At 60.4% G+C, this 16,968-nt stretch carries 16 protein-coding genes and 1 tRNA gene; 2 read left to right on the forward strand and 15 right to left on the reverse strand.

Annotated features, from left to right (window positions below):
• Positions 1-11: 11 nt before the first annotated feature.
• The 14 genes from PSELUDRAFT_RS08675 to gmk form a co-directional block, all read right to left on the reverse strand.
• The gene (locus tag PSELUDRAFT_RS08675) at positions 12-746 is read right to left on the reverse strand and encodes a fimbria/pilus periplasmic chaperone (RefSeq protein ID WP_162291247.1); all 735 of its coding nucleotides are present in this window, start codon (positions 744-746) and stop codon (positions 12-14) included.
• 64 nt (positions 747-810) lie between these two features.
• The gene (locus PSELUDRAFT_RS08680; RefSeq protein WP_088966467.1) at positions 811-1,329 is read right to left on the reverse strand and encodes a fimbrial protein; all 519 of its coding nucleotides are present in this window, start codon (positions 1,327-1,329) and stop codon (positions 811-813) included.
• Between the two features lie 801 nt (positions 1,330-2,130).
• The gene (locus PSELUDRAFT_RS08685; RefSeq protein ID WP_088966468.1) at positions 2,131-2,880 is read right to left on the reverse strand and encodes a molecular chaperone; all 750 of its coding nucleotides are present in this window, start codon (positions 2,878-2,880) and stop codon (positions 2,131-2,133) included.
• A gap of 49 nt (positions 2,881-2,929) precedes the next feature.
• Positions 2,930-3,436: a fimbrial protein gene (locus tag PSELUDRAFT_RS08690; protein ID WP_088966469.1), complete on the reverse strand. Its 507-nt coding sequence runs from the start codon at positions 3,434-3,436 to the stop codon at positions 2,930-2,932.
• Between the two features lie 388 nt (positions 3,437-3,824).
• Positions 3,825-3,901: transfer RNA gene (locus tag PSELUDRAFT_RS08695), tRNA-Ile, on the reverse strand.
• A gap of 30 nt (positions 3,902-3,931) precedes the next feature.
• Complete coding sequence (gene rpoD, locus PSELUDRAFT_RS08700; protein WP_088966470.1) at positions 3,932-5,860, reverse strand: RNA polymerase sigma factor RpoD; 1,929 nt, start codon at positions 5,858-5,860, stop codon at positions 3,932-3,934.
• Positions 5,861-5,930: 70 nt separating this feature from the next.
• Positions 5,931-7,709, reverse strand: coding sequence for a DNA primase (gene dnaG / locus PSELUDRAFT_RS08705; protein ID WP_088966471.1), 1,779 nt, complete (start codon positions 7,707-7,709; stop codon positions 5,931-5,933).
• A 9-nt stretch (positions 7,710-7,718) separates the two neighbouring features.
• Entirely contained in the window at positions 7,719-8,165 is a 447-nt protein-coding gene (locus PSELUDRAFT_RS08710; protein ID WP_088968444.1) for a GatB/YqeY domain-containing protein, read from the reverse strand.
• A 104-nt stretch (positions 8,166-8,269) separates the two neighbouring features.
• Positions 8,270-8,482 carry a 30S ribosomal protein S21 gene (gene rpsU / locus PSELUDRAFT_RS08715; RefSeq protein WP_088966472.1) on the reverse strand — a complete coding sequence of 71 codons (213 nt, stop codon included), beginning with the start codon at positions 8,480-8,482 and terminating at the stop codon, positions 8,270-8,272.
• Between the two features lie 140 nt (positions 8,483-8,622).
• Complete coding sequence (locus PSELUDRAFT_RS08720) at positions 8,623-9,420, reverse strand: thiazole synthase (protein ID WP_164497425.1); 798 nt, start codon at positions 9,418-9,420, stop codon at positions 8,623-8,625.
• A gap of 38 nt (positions 9,421-9,458) precedes the next feature.
• Complete coding sequence (gene thiS / locus PSELUDRAFT_RS08725) at positions 9,459-9,665, reverse strand: sulfur carrier protein ThiS (RefSeq protein WP_088966474.1); 207 nt, start codon at positions 9,663-9,665, stop codon at positions 9,459-9,461.
• Positions 9,666-9,672: 7 nt separating this feature from the next.
• Entirely contained in the window at positions 9,673-11,823 is a 2,151-nt protein-coding gene (locus PSELUDRAFT_RS08730) for a bifunctional (p)ppGpp synthetase/guanosine-3',5'-bis(diphosphate) 3'-pyrophosphohydrolase (protein ID WP_088966475.1), read from the reverse strand.
• Positions 11,824-11,831: 8 nt separating this feature from the next.
• Positions 11,832-12,038, reverse strand: a complete 207-nt coding sequence (rpoZ, locus tag PSELUDRAFT_RS08735; protein WP_088966476.1) for a DNA-directed RNA polymerase subunit omega — start codon at positions 12,036-12,038, stop codon at positions 11,832-11,834.
• Positions 12,039-12,099: 61 nt separating this feature from the next.
• Positions 12,100-12,726 carry a guanylate kinase gene (gmk, locus tag PSELUDRAFT_RS08740; RefSeq protein ID WP_088966477.1) on the reverse strand — a complete coding sequence of 209 codons (627 nt, stop codon included), beginning with the start codon at positions 12,724-12,726 and terminating at the stop codon, positions 12,100-12,102.
• A gap of 169 nt (positions 12,727-12,895) precedes the next feature.
• Between gmk and PSELUDRAFT_RS08745 the strand changes: the two genes are divergently transcribed.
• Both PSELUDRAFT_RS08745 and PSELUDRAFT_RS08750 read left to right on the forward strand, forming a co-directional pair.
• Positions 12,896-14,188 (forward strand): NCS2 family permease, encoded by a 1,293-nt coding sequence (locus PSELUDRAFT_RS08745; RefSeq protein ID WP_088966478.1) that lies wholly within the window; start codon positions 12,896-12,898, stop codon positions 14,186-14,188.
• A gap of 9 nt (positions 14,189-14,197) precedes the next feature.
• Positions 14,198-14,755 carry an adenine phosphoribosyltransferase gene (locus PSELUDRAFT_RS08750; protein WP_088966479.1) on the forward strand — a complete coding sequence of 186 codons (558 nt, stop codon included), beginning with the start codon at positions 14,198-14,200 and terminating at the stop codon, positions 14,753-14,755.
• A 102-nt stretch (positions 14,756-14,857) separates the two neighbouring features.
• Here PSELUDRAFT_RS08750 and PSELUDRAFT_RS08755 read toward each other — a convergent pair whose 3' ends face one another.
• Positions 14,858-16,837 (reverse strand): methyl-accepting chemotaxis protein, encoded by a 1,980-nt coding sequence (locus PSELUDRAFT_RS08755; RefSeq protein ID WP_088966480.1) that lies wholly within the window; start codon positions 16,835-16,837, stop codon positions 14,858-14,860.
• Between the last annotated feature and the right edge of the window lie 131 nt (positions 16,838-16,968).

Raw genomic sequence — 16,968 nt, forward strand, 5'->3', positions numbered from 1 at the left:
CATCCCTTTCTCTATAGCAGAGGAGCCGCCTTGAGGATTATCGGTCCACCATAGTCATTAATGCTTTCAAACTTGATGCTGCTACTGGAGGCCGGCTTGGTTTTCAGGTCTTTTATCTTGAGATCAATGCTGCCCAGAGGAGGCACCATGCCGCTGTCAGTGCGGTATTCCTGACCATTTACCTCGATAGCGGCAAAGTTAATCGATACGTGATATGGAGTGCTGTTTTGCACACGCAAAAATTGCTCGTTTCCTTGCGAAATAATGTGCCAGTTCAGTTTTTCCGCCGCCTCGTCAGGGCTGCCCGGTAATTTGCTGGGGCGGTAGAAAATCTTGATACGGGTCTGAATGGCCATCTGCAGATAGTTTTGTTGACCCTTGCTGGGCGCGGGGGGGATATCCAGCATATTCAGCCAGAAGACCGATTCACGGTCGCGCGGCAAATCTGCACCACTGAAAATGAGACGGATGCTTTGCCCCTTGCTGGGGTCGATACGGAAGATGGGAGGAGTGATCAGGAATGGCGCATCGGCCTTGGTCGGACTGGATTTTGCCGCTCCCCTGTCGGCCCACACCTGTACCAGGGCGGGTTCCTGGCCGACATTGTCCATTTTTACTGTTACTTCCCGGTCGCTCTGGTTATAAATAACCCGAGTGCCGGTAATGACGACATTGGCCTGGCTGTTGATGGGAGTGAGCAGGCCGGCCAGCAAAAGTGCGCCGCCCCAATGAAAGAATTTATTCATGTCGTAATACCCAAAAGGCCGTCTGAGCGGCAGGGCCGCCCAGACGGAGCAACAAGCAGGTGGCTTAGTTGTAGACCATGCTGTACTTGACACTGGCTTTAACATTGCCGGGAGTGGCTTGGCCGGTTGCATAGTATTGGGCGACGTATTGCAGGGTAGCAGCGTTATTGGTCACTGCTACTGTCTGGGAGTTAACCTGGGTGATCACGTTGATGGGGTTGGACTGATCATTCAGCAGCTGCACCTGGATATTGCCGGCAGAAGCGGTGTTTACCAGATTGCCGGTAACGCTGTCGGCCTGCGGAATGAGGGTGTCAAAGTGAACAGTTGCGCCATTGATGCCCACCGTGCAGTTGGACAGCTTAATGGAGAACTGCTGGGCACCACCGACGTCACCGGCTTGGACGAATTTGTTGACGGACAAGGTCGGCAGGGTAACGAGTACATCCGAGCCCGTGGTGCCGGTAACGGTGCAGGTGTTGTTGTCCAATTTACCGTTGATGGTGATGGTACCGTCAGTAGCCATGGCGGCAGCGGAGGTCAGGGCCAGGCCAACAGCCAGAATAGATGCGAGTTTTTTCATTTGTAAAGCTCCATGCTAAATAAACCGAACCGTATTGGCCGGTAGAAAATGGCCGCCGGATGACAGCCGGAAAATAATTGCTAGATTGTGTGCGTTACTTACTGAAAAATTATTATTTGAGAAGTGAGTTTGTATTTGTTGTTTTGTGTTTTTTGCGCTGAAGAAATGCAGCAAAAATTGCTGTTAAAGTTTCTTGGCGTTTTTCTATCTTATGGTTTGAGGGCAGCAGACGCGCTAGGAATTGGCTTAAAACAAAGCATTTACATGGGAATGGTGCTTCGATAGTTAAGTGCTGTGCTGGCAGGCCGGTTCGACGGTGGATTACTGCGTGGGGAGAAGGGGGAGGGCAGGTATGCGGCCAACCATGGGCTGAAGTACTGAGTGCTCTGGTGGGATGTCAAATGGTGCGAATCTTGCTGCTATCGCCCAGCATGGCTGGCTTTTCGACTATTTGTGGTGTGAGCGGGATTGGCCGAGCCTGGGTGGGGAGAGTAGAGCTTGCTAATAAGATGGAATGATGATGCTGCTGAGCGACCCAGTTTGCAGCGTGATGATTGATGTGTCGGGTAGGGGTGGATTTGCCAAGCCCGGAATGCATGGTGCAAGGTATTTATGGCGAGTGGCCATATGATATGGGTGCTGCACCAGGCAACAATTTCTTGCCTTGGGTAGTGATTGTTTATAGTACTGTTAAGCGAAGGTATGAATAAAACAGGCAGCCGCTTACTTAAAGCGAGTGGTAAGATTCCGACGGGAATGTATCTTGTTGCAATGGTGCGGTTTTTCCTATGAGGAGAAATATCATGGCGGGCTGGTAGAGGAATGTAGCGTGCCATTCAGTATTTTAATTGCCCCATAGTCATCTATGCTTTCGTAATGCAAGTAATTTATTTGGCTTGGTATTTTTTGCAGGCCATTTATCTTGAAAGTGGCTGTGCCGAATGGTGGCACCATGCCGCCATCGGTCCGGTATTCATTGCCACCTATCCCGATAGCCGCAAAATTCATCGAGGCATGATAAGGGGCGGGATTACTGGCCTGCAGCAATAGCCCATCGCCTTGTTGCCGCAGTGTCCACTGCAGGCCCTGGGCGCTATCGTCCTGACTGCCTGCGAGTTTGGCAGGACGGTAGAATATTTTGATCCTGGAGCGGATTGCCAGCTGTACAAAGTTGTCTTGCTGTTCCCTGGGGAGCGGCGGTATGTCCAGGACATTCAGCCAGAATACCGACTCGCGATCCATTGGCAGTTTTTCACCGGTGAAAATGATGCGTAAGGTCTGGCCCTTACCCGGCTCGATTCGGAAGATGGGTGGTGTAATCAGAAATGGTGCATCCGCATTGCTGGCCGATGCTTTGGCATTGCCACGGTCTGCCCATACTTGCACCAGTGCCGGCTGTTTGCCGGCATTGTCCAGTTTGACGGTGACTTCGCGATCTTTTTCCTGGTAAATCACTCGCGTGCCGGTAATGACGACATTGGCGGTGGCGATGAGTGGCATGGCCAGCAGCAGGCAACTTGCCAGCAGGCATCCTAAGCGTAGTGCTTTCATGTCCGGTATCCGTGTGGGCCGGAATGAGGGTATTCCGGCCACATGCTTTTTAGTTGTAGCTGATGGAGTATTTCACACTGGTGCTGACCGTACCTGGGGTGGCGGCAGCAGTGGCAAAGTATTGCGCCTGGTAATTCAGATTAGCAGCCTGATTGGTAATGTTGACCTGCTGTGAGTTGGCCTGGGTTGCCAGGTTGATGGCCTGGCCCTGGTCATTCAGGAACTGCACTTCGACGTTGGCCGCAGTGCCATTATTGATCAAGTTGCCGCTATTGCCATTGATGGTGGCGCCAGCCTCGAAAAAGGTTTTGGCGCTGGTGGCGCTGCAGTTGCTCAATGTGATGGTGAACTTGGTGCTGCCGGCGGTTTTGCCGGCACTGGATAGCGTAGCGGCGGACAGGGTAGGCAGGTTGACGGTGATGTCGCCATTGCCGCCATTGATGGTGCAGGTATTGGCGATGAGGTTGCCATTGATGGTAATGGTGCCATCAGTTGCATATGCCGCAGCAGTAGTGAGGGTCAGGCCAATTGCCAGTGCGGTTGCCAGGTGTTTCATGATGTCGCTCCAGGTCGTGTCGATCAGGGGGCGGTCGCTGCGTGATGTCCCCGCAGGGGCTTGCTGCTGCGTCCGGCTGTTCTGGCGGGCTTGCGGTGATTGTTATCAACTGTGGCCCGTCTTTTGATGTGATCTTATGGACTCAGCGCATCTGTTTCGTTAGGAATTGACTTAAAGAAACCAGTAATTTCAATGAATTGTCATGCAAATTGACTGGGTTGGATGGTAGTGGTGTGCCATGCACATAAGCTGTCCAGGGCCGAAGTGGAGAGTGTCTGACGCGGGGGCGTGGGAGCTGGCTCCTGATGGGGCTGGAGCCTGAGGGGTAGGAGTGGGTGTAAAAAGAAAAGGCCCCGCAGAATGTGTTCTGCGGGGCCTTGCGATGCCTTGGTGGGCCCTCCGGGGCTCGAACCCGGGACCAAAGGATTATGAGTCCTCTGCTCTAACCGACTGAGCTAAAGGCCCGAAAGTCGGCGATTATACCAGAGGATAGTGTTATTGGTTACCCGGCTCATTGTCGAGGAAGCTGCGCAGGCGCTCCGAGCGGGTCGGATGGCGCAGCTTGCGCAGTGCCTTGGCTTCGATCTGACGAATACGTTCACGGGTAACGTCGAACTGTTTGCCCACTTCTTCCAGGGTGTGGTCGGTGTTCATGTCGATACCGAAGCGCATGCGCAGCACCTTGGCCTCACGCGGTGTCAGCGAGTCCAGTACTTCCTTGGTGGCATCGCGCAGGCTGGCGTACATGGCTGCCTCCGCCGGAGCTACGGTCACCGAGTCTTCGATGAAGTCGCCGAGATGGGAGTCGTCGTCGTCGCCGATCGGGGTTTCCATCGAGATAGGCTCTTTGGAAATCTTCATGATCTTGCGGATCTTGTCTTCCGGCATTTCCATCTTTTCCGCCAGTTCCGCCGGGTCCGGCTCACGGCCGGATTCCTGCAGGATCTGCCGGCTGATGCGATTCATCTTGTTGATGGTCTCGATCATGTGCACCGGGATGCGGATGGTACGCGCCTGGTCGGCGATGGAGCGGGTGATGGCCTGACGAATCCACCAGGTGGCGTAAGTGGAGAACTTGTAGCCACGACGGTATTCGAATTTGTCCACCGCCTTCATCAGGCCGATGTTGCCTTCCTGGATCAGATCGAGGAACTGCAGGCCGCGGTTGGTGTATTTCTTGGCGATGGAAATCACCAGGCGCAGGTTGGCCTCGATCATCTCGCGCTTGGCCAGGCGTGCCTTGGTTTCACCGGACGACATCTGGCGGTTGATTTCCTTCAACTGCTCGATGCTCATCAGCGCCTGCTGTTGCAGGTCGGCAATCTTGCTCTGCTTCTCGATGATGGCGTACTTGAAGCGGGACAGGGTTTCGGACCAGTCCTTGCCGCTGTCGATTTCCTTCTCCACCCAGTCCAGATTGCACTCATTGCCCGGGAAGGACTTGATGAAGTAGTCGCGCTTCATGCGCACGCGGGTCACGCAGATATCCTGGATCTCGCGCTCCAGCTTGCGGATGCGGTTGACGCGCTCGCGCAGCTTGTCGCACAGGCTTTCGATCTGGCGAGTAGAGAAGCGGATGCCCATGAACAGCTCGGTGATGGCTTCCTGGGCGGCCTTGTATTCCTTGCTGGCAAAGCCGTGCTTGTCCAGCGCAACAACCAGGGCGTTGTACTGTTCGCGCATCAGGGCGAAGTGGGCGAGCGCTTCCTGTTTCAGTTCTTCCAGGTTGGCTTCGCTGACGGCGGCAGCGTCTTCAACGCCGTCGTCTTCGTCTTCCTCTTCGTCGTCTTCGTCCACTTCGGCCTCGTCAACGGCCGGTTCGCTGAATTCGACTTCCTCGGCGGTTTCCGCTTCCGGGTCGATCATGGCATCGATCACTTCATCGATGCGCAGCTCGCCTGCCTCTACCTGCTCGACCAGCGCCAGCACTTCGGCAACCGAACCCGGGCAGGCGGACAGCGCCTGGATCATGAACTTGAGGCCTTCCTCGATACGCTTGGCGATGACGATTTCGCCTTCGCGGGTCAGCAGTTCCACCGAGCCCATTTCGCGCATGTACATGCGCACCGGGTCGGTGGTACGGCCGAACTCGGAATCCACGGACGACAGCGCGGCCTCGGCTTCTTCCACTGCGTCTTCATCGGCTACCGGCGGGGTAGCGTCGGACATCAGCAGCGTTTCGGCATCCGGAGCCTCTTCGTAGACCTGGATGCCCAGGCCGCCGATCATGGTGACGATGTTTTCGATCTGCTCGGCGTCGGATACGTCTTCGGGCAGGTGGTCGTTGATCTCAGCGTAGGTGAGGTAGCCACGTTCCTTGCCCAGCGCAATCAGCTGGCGCAGCCGTTTGCGCTGCTCTTCCAGGCTCATCGGCTCGGTTGCCGGTTCGTTGTTCTGTTTCTTGGTATCGGGAGATAACGCCATTTGGTTTCCTGCTCGAAAAAAGCCGAAAAAAACAATTGATTATAACACAACTCGATGATGTCCGTCCGGCTCAGCCGTCAGGCCTGGCGCGGCGGGCAAGCAATGTGCGCAGCAATTGCAATTCTTCCTTGCTCAGATGTTCATAGCCTTTGTTGGACAGTGCGGTGACCAGTTCGTTGTCGTAGCGCGCCATCAGTCGTTCAAATCCGTGGAGGAAGTTTTCCTTGTCCCGCTCATCCGGGTTGGCGAATTCTTCTGGTTCGCGCAGCGATTCCTGTAGTACTGAATCGATGACGCCCTCGTGCTCGCTGTGGCGGAACGATTCGGCCAACTGTGCGCTGCTGGGTGGCTGCTCGCTGCCCTGAATGCGCTCGATGATGGCAACCAGGGTGGCCATTTCGCCTTCGTACAGCTGGCTTTCCCGCACCTGGATGTCGTGCGCCCATGCCGGGTTCATCAGTGCCCACTTGATCTCGCGCCGCACCATCGGGGTGCTGCTGGGGCGGTTGGAGTCGCGTGGCAGCTGGTAGTGGCGGCGGCCCTTGCGCTCTGCGCGCGGCCTGCCCAGCAGCATGTCCAGTTCGTCCACCTCCACCTGCGCGAGTTCGGCGAGGCGCTTTCTGATGATATAGCCCAACATGGGGGCGGCTATCTGCTCCAGCAAGGGTTTGGCCTGCTTGATCAGCTCGGCACGGCCTTCCGGGGCGGCAAGATCGATGTCGCCACTCAGCTGGCGGATGAAGTAGGCCGACAGCGGAATGCTTTGCTCCTTCAGCGCCAGCTCGAAGGCTTCGCGGCCGAATTCGCGGATGTAGCTGTCCGGGTCGTGCTCCTGTGGCAGGAACAGGAAGTGCAGCGCCTTGCCGTCCACCAGCTGTGGCAGGCTGTTTTCCAGCGCACGCCAGGCGGCCTTCTGCCCGGCCTTGTCGCCGTCGAAGCAGAAGTACACCTGATCAGCATGGCGCAACAGTTTGCGCACATGTTCGCCGGTGGTGGCGGTGCCCAGGGTGGCTACCGCGTATTCCACGCCGAACTGCGCCAGCGCCACCACGTCCATATAGCCTTCCACCACCAGCACGGAGCCGGCATTGCGGACGGCCTGGCGTGCTTCGTACAGGCCATACAGCTCGCGCCCCTTTTCAAACAGGGGAGTCTCGGGCGAGTTCAGGTACTTGGGTTCGCCCTTGCCGAGCACCCGGCCGCCAAAGCCGATGATGGCGCCGCGCTGGTTGCGGATCGGGAACATCACCCGGTCGCGGAAGCGATCGTAGCGGCGGCCGCTGTCTTCGGCCACGATCACCAGCCCGCTGTCCACCAGTGCGCTGTCGTTGTAGTCGCCGACCACGGCTTCCAGGTTCTGCCAGCCGTCCGGGGCATAGCCCAGGCCGTAGCGGGCGGCGATCTCGCCGGTGAGGCCGCGGCCTTTCAGGTAGGCGATGGCATTGGGCGCGCTTTTCAGCTGCTGCTTGTAGAAGGCGGCGGCACGGCTGAGTGCGTCCTCCAGCGATAACTGCTTGGCGCGCGCGGCGCGGACCGCTTCAGGGTTGGCCGCACGCTCTTCCTGCGGCACCTGCATGCCGATGCTTTCCGCCAGGAACTTCACCGCATCGACGAAGGGCAGGCCCTGGTATTCCATGACGAAGCCGATGGCGGAGCCATGCGCGCCGCAGCCGAAGCAGTGATAGAACTGCTTGCTGGGGCTGACGGTGAAGGAGGGCGACTTTTCCTTGTGGAAGGGGCAGCAGGCCATGTAGTTCTGGCCGCCCTTCTTCAGCGGGACGCAACGATCCACCACGTCGACGATGTCGACGCGGGTGAGCAACTGATCGATGAAGTCCTGCGGGATCATGTGTGCAGCTTAGCCTGCCAGCTTGGCCTTGATGCGGGCGGAAACGGCGCCCATGTCGGCACGGCCGGCTACTTGCGGCTTCACCGCGCCTACCACCTTGCCCATGTCCTTGGCACCGGCGGCACCGCTGCTGGCGATGGCGGCATCGATGATGGCCTCGATCTCGGCCTCGCTCAGCTGCTGCGGCATGTAGTCCTGCAGCACGGCCAGCTCGGCCTGCTCCTTGGCCACCAGGTCCGGGCGGTTGCCGGCTTCGTACTGGGTGATGGAGTCGCGGCGCTGTTTGACCATTTTCTCGATCACGGCGGTGACGGCGGCATCATCCAGCTCGATGCGTTCGTCGACTTCCTTCTGCTTGATGGCGGCCATCAGCAGGCGGATGGCCGCCAGGCGCTCGGCGTCGCGGGCTTTCATCGCGGTTTTCATGTCGTCGGCAATGCGGGCTTTCAGGCTCATGATCGTGTCCAGGCTAAAGGCGAAGTTGGCCGCATGCTTGCGGCCAACGTAAATGACAAAACCGCAGGGCACCCTGCGGTTTTCTGGCTAGCGGCCGTTGAAGCTTAGTACAGCTTCGGCGGCAGTTGCTGGCTGCGGATGCGCTTGTAGTGACGCTTAACGGCAGCAGCTTTCTTGCGCTTGCGCTCAGCGGTCGGCTTCTCGTAGAACTCGCGGGCGCGCAGTTCGGTCAGCAGACCGGTTTTTTCGATTGCGCGCTTGAAGCGACGCATGGCTACTTCGAACGGCTCGTTTTCTTTTACGCGGATGGTCGGCATGTAGCAGATGTCCTTAAATTCTTTGGCTTGAGGCGAGTGTCATGAACACTTCGCCCCGAGGGAAATGACTATTGTAAACAACGTTATAGCTTTTGTAAAAAGCTAGATGCGTGGCAGCGGATAAAAGTGTGCACTGCGCATCATCCCTGACGGGAAGAGATCACCCCCTCACGTGGCGAGCTAGGCGTCGCCGAATAAAAGCGTTTTGGCATCCGTCCGGCCAAGTAGGCATCACGCCCGGCCAGGACTCCCAGTTTCATTGCCCTTGCCATGCGCACAGGATCCTGTGCGCCGGCAATGGCTGTATTCATCAGGACGCCGTCACAGCCAAGTTCCATGGCGATGGCGGCATCGGAGGCAGTGCCGACGCCGGCATCCACCAGTACCGGAACCTGCGATTGCTCGATGATGAGCTGCAGGTTCCACGGATTCAGAATTCCCATGCCGGAGCCGATCAGGCTGGCCAGCGGCATGATGGCGCAGCAGCCGATCTGTTCCAGCTCGCGTGCGATGATCGGGTCGTCGGAGGTGTACACCATCACGTCGAAGCCTTCCTTCACCAGCGTTTCGGCGGCTATCAGCGTTTCGCGTACATTGGGGAACAGGTTGTTCGGGTCGCCCAGTACTTCGAGCTTGACCAAACGGTGATCGTCCAGCAGTTCGCGGGCCAGGCGCAGGGTGCGTACCGCATCCTCGGCGCTGTAGCAGCCCGCCGTGTTGGGCAGCAGTGTATACCGGTTTTTCGGCAAAAAGTCCAGCAGATTCGGCTCGTTCTTGTTCTGGCCGAGGTTCACGCGGCGGATGGCGACAGTGACGATTTCACAGCCGGAGGCGTCCAGCGCTTCGGCGGTTTGCTGGAAATCCTTGTATTTGCCGGTGCCGACCAGCAGCCGCGATTGATAGCTCTTGCCGGCAATCACCAATGCATCTTGTTGCACGCTTTGTCCCTTCGAGATGTCGGTTCTGTTGTCTGGTTTCAGCCGCCGCCGACCGCCACCACAATTTCCAGGGCGTCGCCATCCAGCAGCGCAGTGTCGGCATGCTGGCTGCGCGGCACGATTTCGCCGTTGCGCTCGATGGCGATGCGTTTGCCGTGCAGCTCCAGCGCGGCTATCAGTGCGGTGAGCGTGGTAACGGATGGGGCGAACTGGCGGCTTTCGCCGTTGAGGGTGATGAGGGGCATGATGGTTCTAGCGTCGTTCTGCGCGCTGCACCACGTCCACCTGGCGAACCGCGGCCAGTACCTTGTCGAGGTGGGCCAGGTTTTCCACCTGCAGGCGGAAGTGGATGTGGATGTAGCCGTCGTTGCTGTGATTGTCCTGGGTATCGACCGTTTCGATGTTGGCCGAAGCGTGCGAGATGGCGGCGGCGATATCGGCCAGCGCACCGCGCTGGTTGAAGGCGATGATGCTGACGTTGACGCCGAACATGCGCTCTTTCTGCGCTTCCCAGCGTACTTCCAGTAGTTTGTCCGGCTCGACACGGCTGAGGTTGTTGCAGTCGCTGCGGTGGATCATCAGGCCCTGGTCCTTGCGGATCACGCCCACGATCTGGTCGCCCGGAATCGGGTTGCAGCAGCTGGACAGGTGGATGCCACCGCTTTCGTTGCCGCGCACTGCGATCGGGCCGATATTGCTGTCGTCCGGCTGCTGGCCGGACAGCTCCAGCAGCTTGCGCGCGACCACTGCGGCCAACTGTTTGCCGGTGCCGATGTCGATCAGCACATCGTTGAAGCGGCGGTTGTTTTCGCCCAGGCGGCGCATCAGCGCATCTTCCAGCTCCGGCGTCAGCTCCAGCTCGAATGGCGACAGCGCGCTGGCGGCCTGGCGCAGCAGTTTCTGGCCAAGCAGGATCGCGTCCTGCTGCTGCAGCGTCTTCAGGTAGTTGCGGATGCCGGAGCGGGCGCGGCCGCTCTGCACGAAGTTGAGCCAGGACGGGTTGGGCTTGGCCTGGGTGGAGGTGATGATCTCCACCGTGTCGCCATTGCGCAGCGCGGTGCGCAGCGGCACCAGGTTGTGATTGACGCGGGCGGCGATGCAGCGATGGCCCACGTCAGTGTGCACCGCATAGGCGAAGTCCACCGGGGTGGAGCCCTGCGGCAGCACGATGATCTTGCCCTTGGGCGTGAAGACGTACAGCTCGTCCGGGAACAGGTCGATCTTGATGTGTTCCAGGAATTCGACGGCGTCTTCGCTTTCCGCCTGCATGTCGAGGATGCTCTGCAGCCACTGGTGGGTGCGCTGCTTGGCGGCATCCAGGCTGGCGTCGCCGGATTTGTACATCCAGTGCGAGGCAATGCCGGCTTCGGCCACCGCGTTCATTTCGCGGGTGCGGATCTGCATTTCCACCGGCGTGCCGAACGGGCCGAACAGGGTGGTGTGCAGGCTCTGGTAGCCGTTGCCCTTGGGAATGGCGATGTAGTCCTTGAACTTGCCCGGGATGGGCTTGTACAGGCTGTGCAGGGCGCCCAGCGCCAGGTAGCAGCAGGGCGTGTCCTTGACGATGATGCGAAAGCCGTAGATGTCCAGCACCTCGGAAAACGACAGGTGTTTCTCCTGCATTTTCTTGTAGATGCTGTAGAGGTTCTTTTCGCGGCCCTTGATGGTGGCCTCGATATTGGCCTCCACCAGGCGCTGGCTGACCGCACGCAGGATCTTGTCCACCACTTCGCGGCGGTTGCCGCGTGCGGCGCGTACCGCCTTGGACAATACCTGGTAGCGATGCGGGTACAGGTGTTTGAACGCCAGGTCCTGCAGCTCGCGATAGACCTTGTTCAGGCCGATGCGGTTGGCGATCGGCGCATAGATTTCCAGCGTTTCCAGCGCGATGCGCTGGCGCTTGTCCTCGCGCATGGCGTCCAGCGTGCGCATATTGTGCAGCCGGTCGGCGAGCTTGACGATGATGACGCGGATGTCGCGCGCCATCGCCAGCACCATCTTGCGGAAGTTTTCCGCCTGCGCGGTTTCCTTGCTCTGGAACTCCAGCTTTTCCAGCTTGGACAAGCCGTCGACCAGGTCGGCGATGGTGCGGCCGAAGTGCTCCACCAGCGTGGGTTTGGTTACGCCGGTGTCTTCCAGCACGTCGTGCATCAGCGCTGCGGCCAAGCCCTGGGCATCCAGCCGCCACTCGGTAAGCATGGTGGCTACCGCCAGCGGGTGGGTGATGTAGGGTTCGCCGCTCTTGCGGGTCTGGCCTTCGTGCGCCTCGCGGGCGGTATCGAAAGCCTGGCGCAGTAACTGGACGTCTTCCGCCTTCAGGTACTGCGCCGCCGCCTCGAACAGGGCCGCCGCCTCGTTTTCAACGAGGGCGTGGAAGTCAACGACGGCGGTTTCCTGGTTCATGAGGCGTGTCAGCCCTTGGTGCGGGTCAGTACTTCGCTGCCAACGTGGCCGTCAGCGATTTCCTTCAGGGCGACAACGGTCGGCTTGTTACGGCCTTGCTCGACAAAGGAGGTGGCGCCGGAGGCGATCTGGCGGGCGCGGTAGGCGGCTGCCAGGGTCAGGTCGAAACGGTTCTGGATGCGTTCCAGGCAATCGTCAACAGTGATGCGGGCCATGATGGGTCTCTCTTACAAGATAAGGTCAAACGATAAAAGATTGTGCGCGCCGGATAAAGCCCTAGCGCGGCGTTTGCATCGCGGCGATGGCCTCGCCGTGGCGCTGCAACTGCTTGCCGACCTGCAGGCGCTGGCAGCGGATCACGCTGATCAGGTCCTGGCGGGCGGTGGCAAAGTCGTCATTCACGATCACGTAGTCGTACTCGGCTACCAGGTCGATCTCGGCGCGCGCCTCGGACAGGCGGCGGGCGATGACCTCCTCGCTGTCGGTGGCGCGGCCGCGCAGGCGGCTTTCCAGTACCTCGATGGACGGCGGCAGGATGAATACCGCCACCGCCTCCGGGAATACCTCGCGCACCTGGCGCGCGCCCTGCCAGTCGATTTCCAGCAGGATGTCGTGGCCTGCGGCCAACCTTGTACGCAGCCAGCGGGCGCTGGTGCCGTAGTAGTTGCCGTAAACCTCGGCGTACTCCAGGAAATCGCCTTCGGCAATCATGCCTTCGAAGCGGGCGCGGTCCACGAAGTGGTAGCTCTTGCCGTTCTTTTCACCTTCGCGCGGGGCGCGAGTGGTGTAGGACACCGACAGTTCAACTGCCGGCTCGGCCTGAAGCAGCGCGGCGACCAGCGAGGTCTTGCCGGCGCCGGAAGGGGCTACCACGATGTAGATCGTGCCTTGGGGCTGCGACATGAGACGGATCCTGAACTGACTTGAGTAATATTTCAGGATACCACAAGCCGGGGCTTTGATTAAAGGCAGCCCCGAGTCAACAAGCTGCACAGCAAACAATCGTTTCAGGGTAGAATCGCGCGTTTTTCAACATGTTACGTCCGCCCGAGCGGACGAGGGAGCGTAAAAGATGCTGCTGGAAAGCTTGTTCAAGCTGAAAGAGCACGGCACCGACGTGAAAACCGAAGTGATTGCCGGCTTCACCACCTTCCTGACCATGGCGTACATCGTCATCGTCAACCCGGCCATTCTGTCCACCACCGGCATGGATTTCAGCGCCGTGTTCGTGGCAACCTGCCTGGCCGCGGCACTGGGTACCGCCATCATGGGCCTGGTAGCCAACTACCCGATCGCGCTGGCCCCCGGCATGGGCCTGAACGCCTACTTCACCTTTTCCGTGGTGAAAGGCATGGGCGTGCCCTGGCAGGCGGCGCTGGGTGCGGTGTTCATCTCCGGTATCGTGTTCCTGGCGGTGAGCCTGTTCAAGGTGCGGGAAGCCATCGTCAATGCCATTCCGCAGTCGCTGAAGTTCGCGATTTCCGCGGGTGTCGGCCTGTTCCTGGCCATCATCGCGCTGAAGAACGCCGGCGTGGTGGTGCCGTTCAAGGACACCCTGGTGACCCTGGGCAATCTGCATGACCCGAAAGTGCTGCTGGCCATCCTGGGCTTCTTCATCATCGTGGCGCTGGAATACCGCCGCGTGCACGGCTCCATCATCATCGGCATCCTGTCGGTGACTGCGCTGTCCATCATCCTGGGCCTGTCCAAGTTCGAAGGCGTGCTGGCGCCGGTGCCGAGCATGGCGCCGACCTTCATGCACATGGACCTGGCTGGTGCGATGAATGCCGGCCTGGTGGGCGTGATCTTCGTGTTCTTCTTTGTTGACCTGTTCGACACCACCGGCACCCTGGTGGGCGTGTCGCACCGTGCCGGCCTGCTGGACAAGGATGGCAAGCTGCCGCGCCTGAAGCGTGCGCTGATGGCCGACTCGGTGGCGATTACCGCCGGCGCCGTACTGGGCACTTCCTCCACCACCGCCTATATCGAATCCGCTGCCGGCACCGCCGTGGGCGGCCGTACCGGCCTTACCGCCGTGGTGGTGGCGATCCTGTTCCTGGCCTGCCTGTGGATTTCGCCGCTGGCCAAGACCGTACCGGCCTACGCTACCGCGCCGGCACTGTGCTACGTGGCGGTGCTGATGACCCGCGGCCTGGCCGAGATCAACTGGGACGACCTGACCGAATCCGCCCCGGCGGTGATGACCGCGGTGGCGATGCCGTTCACCTTCTCCATTGCCGACGGTATCGCCTTCGGCTTCATCAGCTATGCTGCCATCAAAGTACTGTCCGGCCGCTTTGCCGACCTCAAGCCGGCAGTCGTGGTGATTGCTGCGCTGTGGGTCGTGAAACTGGCGATGTTCTAAGGCTGCAAGATGGAAAACCTCAGTAATCTGGATTACGCCAGCTACCTCAAGGGCTGGATTCGCACCGTGCCGAACTGGCCGCACGATGGCGTGATGTTCCGCGACATCACGCCGCTGCTGCAGAATCCGAAGACCTTCCGCGTGCTGATCGACATCTTCGTGCACCGCTACATGAACGAGAAGATCGACATGGTGGCGGGGCTGGATGCGCGCGGCTTCATCATCGGTTCGGTGCTGGCCTACGAGCTGAACGTCGGCTTCATCCCCATCCGCAAGAAGGGCAAGCTGCCCTACAACACGGTGGAGGAGGAGTACGAGCTGGAGTACGGCAACGCGGTGGTGGAGATGCACACCGATGCCTGCAAGCCGGGCGACCGCGTGGTGCTGGTGGACGACCTGATCGCCACTGGCGGCACCATGATGGCCGGCTACAAGCTGCTGCACCGCCTGGGCGCGGAGGTGGTGGAAACCGCCGCCATCATCGAGCTGCCGGAGCTGGGCGGCGGCAAGCTGATGCGCGATGCCAAGGTGCCGCTGTTCACCGTGTGCTCGTTCGACGGTCTGTAAGCCGGGTTGTCGGGGTAAAGCAAAGGCGCTGCAGATGCAGCGCCTTTTTTATTGCCAGGGTTGGCCGCAAGCATGCGGCCAACCCTGCGTGTGCCGGCAAGGTCAGAGCGTGAATCGCGCCAGCCTGGCCTGCAGCTCGTCAGCCAGGCGGCGCAGGTCGCTTACCGCGCTGTTGGCGTGCTGCAGTGAGGCGTCGGTGTCGGCGGTCATGGCGTGGATGTGGCCGACGTGGTGGGCGATTTCATGGCTGGCGCTGGACTGCGCGGCGGTGGCCTGGGCGATCTCGGTGACGGTGTGCAGGATGCCGCGGTTGTGCTCGCGAATCTGCTCGATGGCGCCGGCGGCGCGCTCGGCCAGGGTGACGCCGTTTTCCACCTGGCGGATGGCGGCATCCATGCTGTCGGCGGCGCTGGCGGTTTCCTCCTGGATCTGGCGGATGCTGCCGGCTATTTCCACCGTGGCGCCGGCGGTGCGCTCGGCCAGCTTGCGTACCTCGTCGGCCACCACAGCGAAGCCGCGGCCCTGCTCACCGGCGCGGGCGGCCTCAATGGCGGCGTTCAGCGCCAGCAGATTGGTCTGCTCGGCGATGTCCTTGATTACCTGCACGATGCCGCTGATCTGTTCGGAGCGGCCTTCCAGGTCGTTCAGCACCGAGCCGACGCTGCGGATGGTGCCGGCGATAAGGGAGATCTCGCGGGCGGTGGAGTGCACGCTGTCGGCCACCTGTTCCGCCTCGTCGCCGGCATGGTGCACCGCGCGCTCGGCCTGGTTGGCCGCATCGGCAATGCGGCTGATGCTGCTGGACAGCTCGGTGACGCTGCTGGCGGTGGAGGTGGCGGCGCGGGCCTGCTGGCCGGAGTGGGCGCTGATGTCGGTGGTCTTGCTGGCCAGGGCGGCCACGGCATCGTGTACCTGGTGGGTGCGCTCGCGCACTTCCAGCAGCATCTGGCGCAGCGACTGGCTGAAGCGGTTGAAGGCGCTGGCGGAAGCGCCGATTTCGTCCTGGCCGCTGATGCTCAGCTGGCGGGTGAGGTCGCCGTCGCCGCTGGACAGGTCGGTCAGCGCATGTTGCAGGCGCGACAGCGGGCTGATCAGCTTACCGAGCATCAGCCCCAGCGCCAGCAGGATCAGCGGCAGGGTGGCCAGGCTCAGCAGCGCGGACTTCAGCGTGGCGGCGCGCACATCGGCAAAGGCGCTGTCCAGCGGGATGGACAGGCGCAAGGCCCAGGGCTGGGCGGTGTTGCCCACCGGAACCGGCTGGATCAGCTGCAGCGTGTTGCCGCTGCGATAGTCGTAGCGCTTGCCGTTGCGGATGGCGTCGCGAGCGGCAGCCGGCAGGCTGGCGTCATTCTTGCCGACGCCCTGTTTGTCCGGGCCACCCAGCACCATGCCGTTGTTGGCGTACAGCGTCATGAAGCCATCGCCGTAGGGGTGTACGGCGGCAGCGGTTTCCTGCAGCTTGTCCAGCGCCATGTCGATGCCGGCCACGCCCAGGAACTGGCCGTCGCGGATGATGGGGTAGGACAGGGTAGCCATCAGGATGCGCACATCCTGGTCCAGGTAGGGCTGGGTCAGCACCGGCTGGCGTCGCGTCTTGGGCGCGGCGTAGTACTCGCTGCTGTCGGCGCCGTCGGCGCCCCACACCACGCCCTCCTTGCCTTCCTTGCGGTACCAGTACACCCCGGCGCGGCCGGCGGCGTCACTGTTGATCTTGCCCACGTACTCGGCGTCGCGCTTGTCCAGCGCATTGGGCTCCCACAGCACGAAGATGCCTACGGCGTTGGGGTGGTGTACCAGCAGGCGCTCGGTGGCATCGCTGACGACCTGGCGCGGTTCGCTGGCGCCGCTGCCCGGCAGCGCCTGCATGGCGGTGGCCAGGCTCTGTACGGCGATATAGCTATGCTCCAGCTGCATGCGCAGCTTGTTGGCCTCGCCCTCGGCCAGGGTGCGGGTTTGCTGCAGCACATCGGCTTCCGCCTGTTGCAGCGCCAGCCAGCTGTTGAGCCCGGTGATGGCGGCAAAGCCGGCGAGCACCAGCACTGCGGCGCCGATCAGCAGTTTTGCCTTGATGCTTCTGGCCATGCTGTCTCTCCGTGTTTAATTTATTTTCTGTCTTTGCCGTTGTTGGTAGCTGTTTTTGCCATTTATGTGCAAAAAATGACGAACAAAGTAAAAATATATTAAACACTAAGAGATTGTGCGCAAAGTGCTGC

Source organism: Vogesella sp. LIG4 (assembly GCF_900090205.1).
GTDB lineage: Bacteria > Pseudomonadota > Gammaproteobacteria > Burkholderiales > Chromobacteriaceae > Vogesella.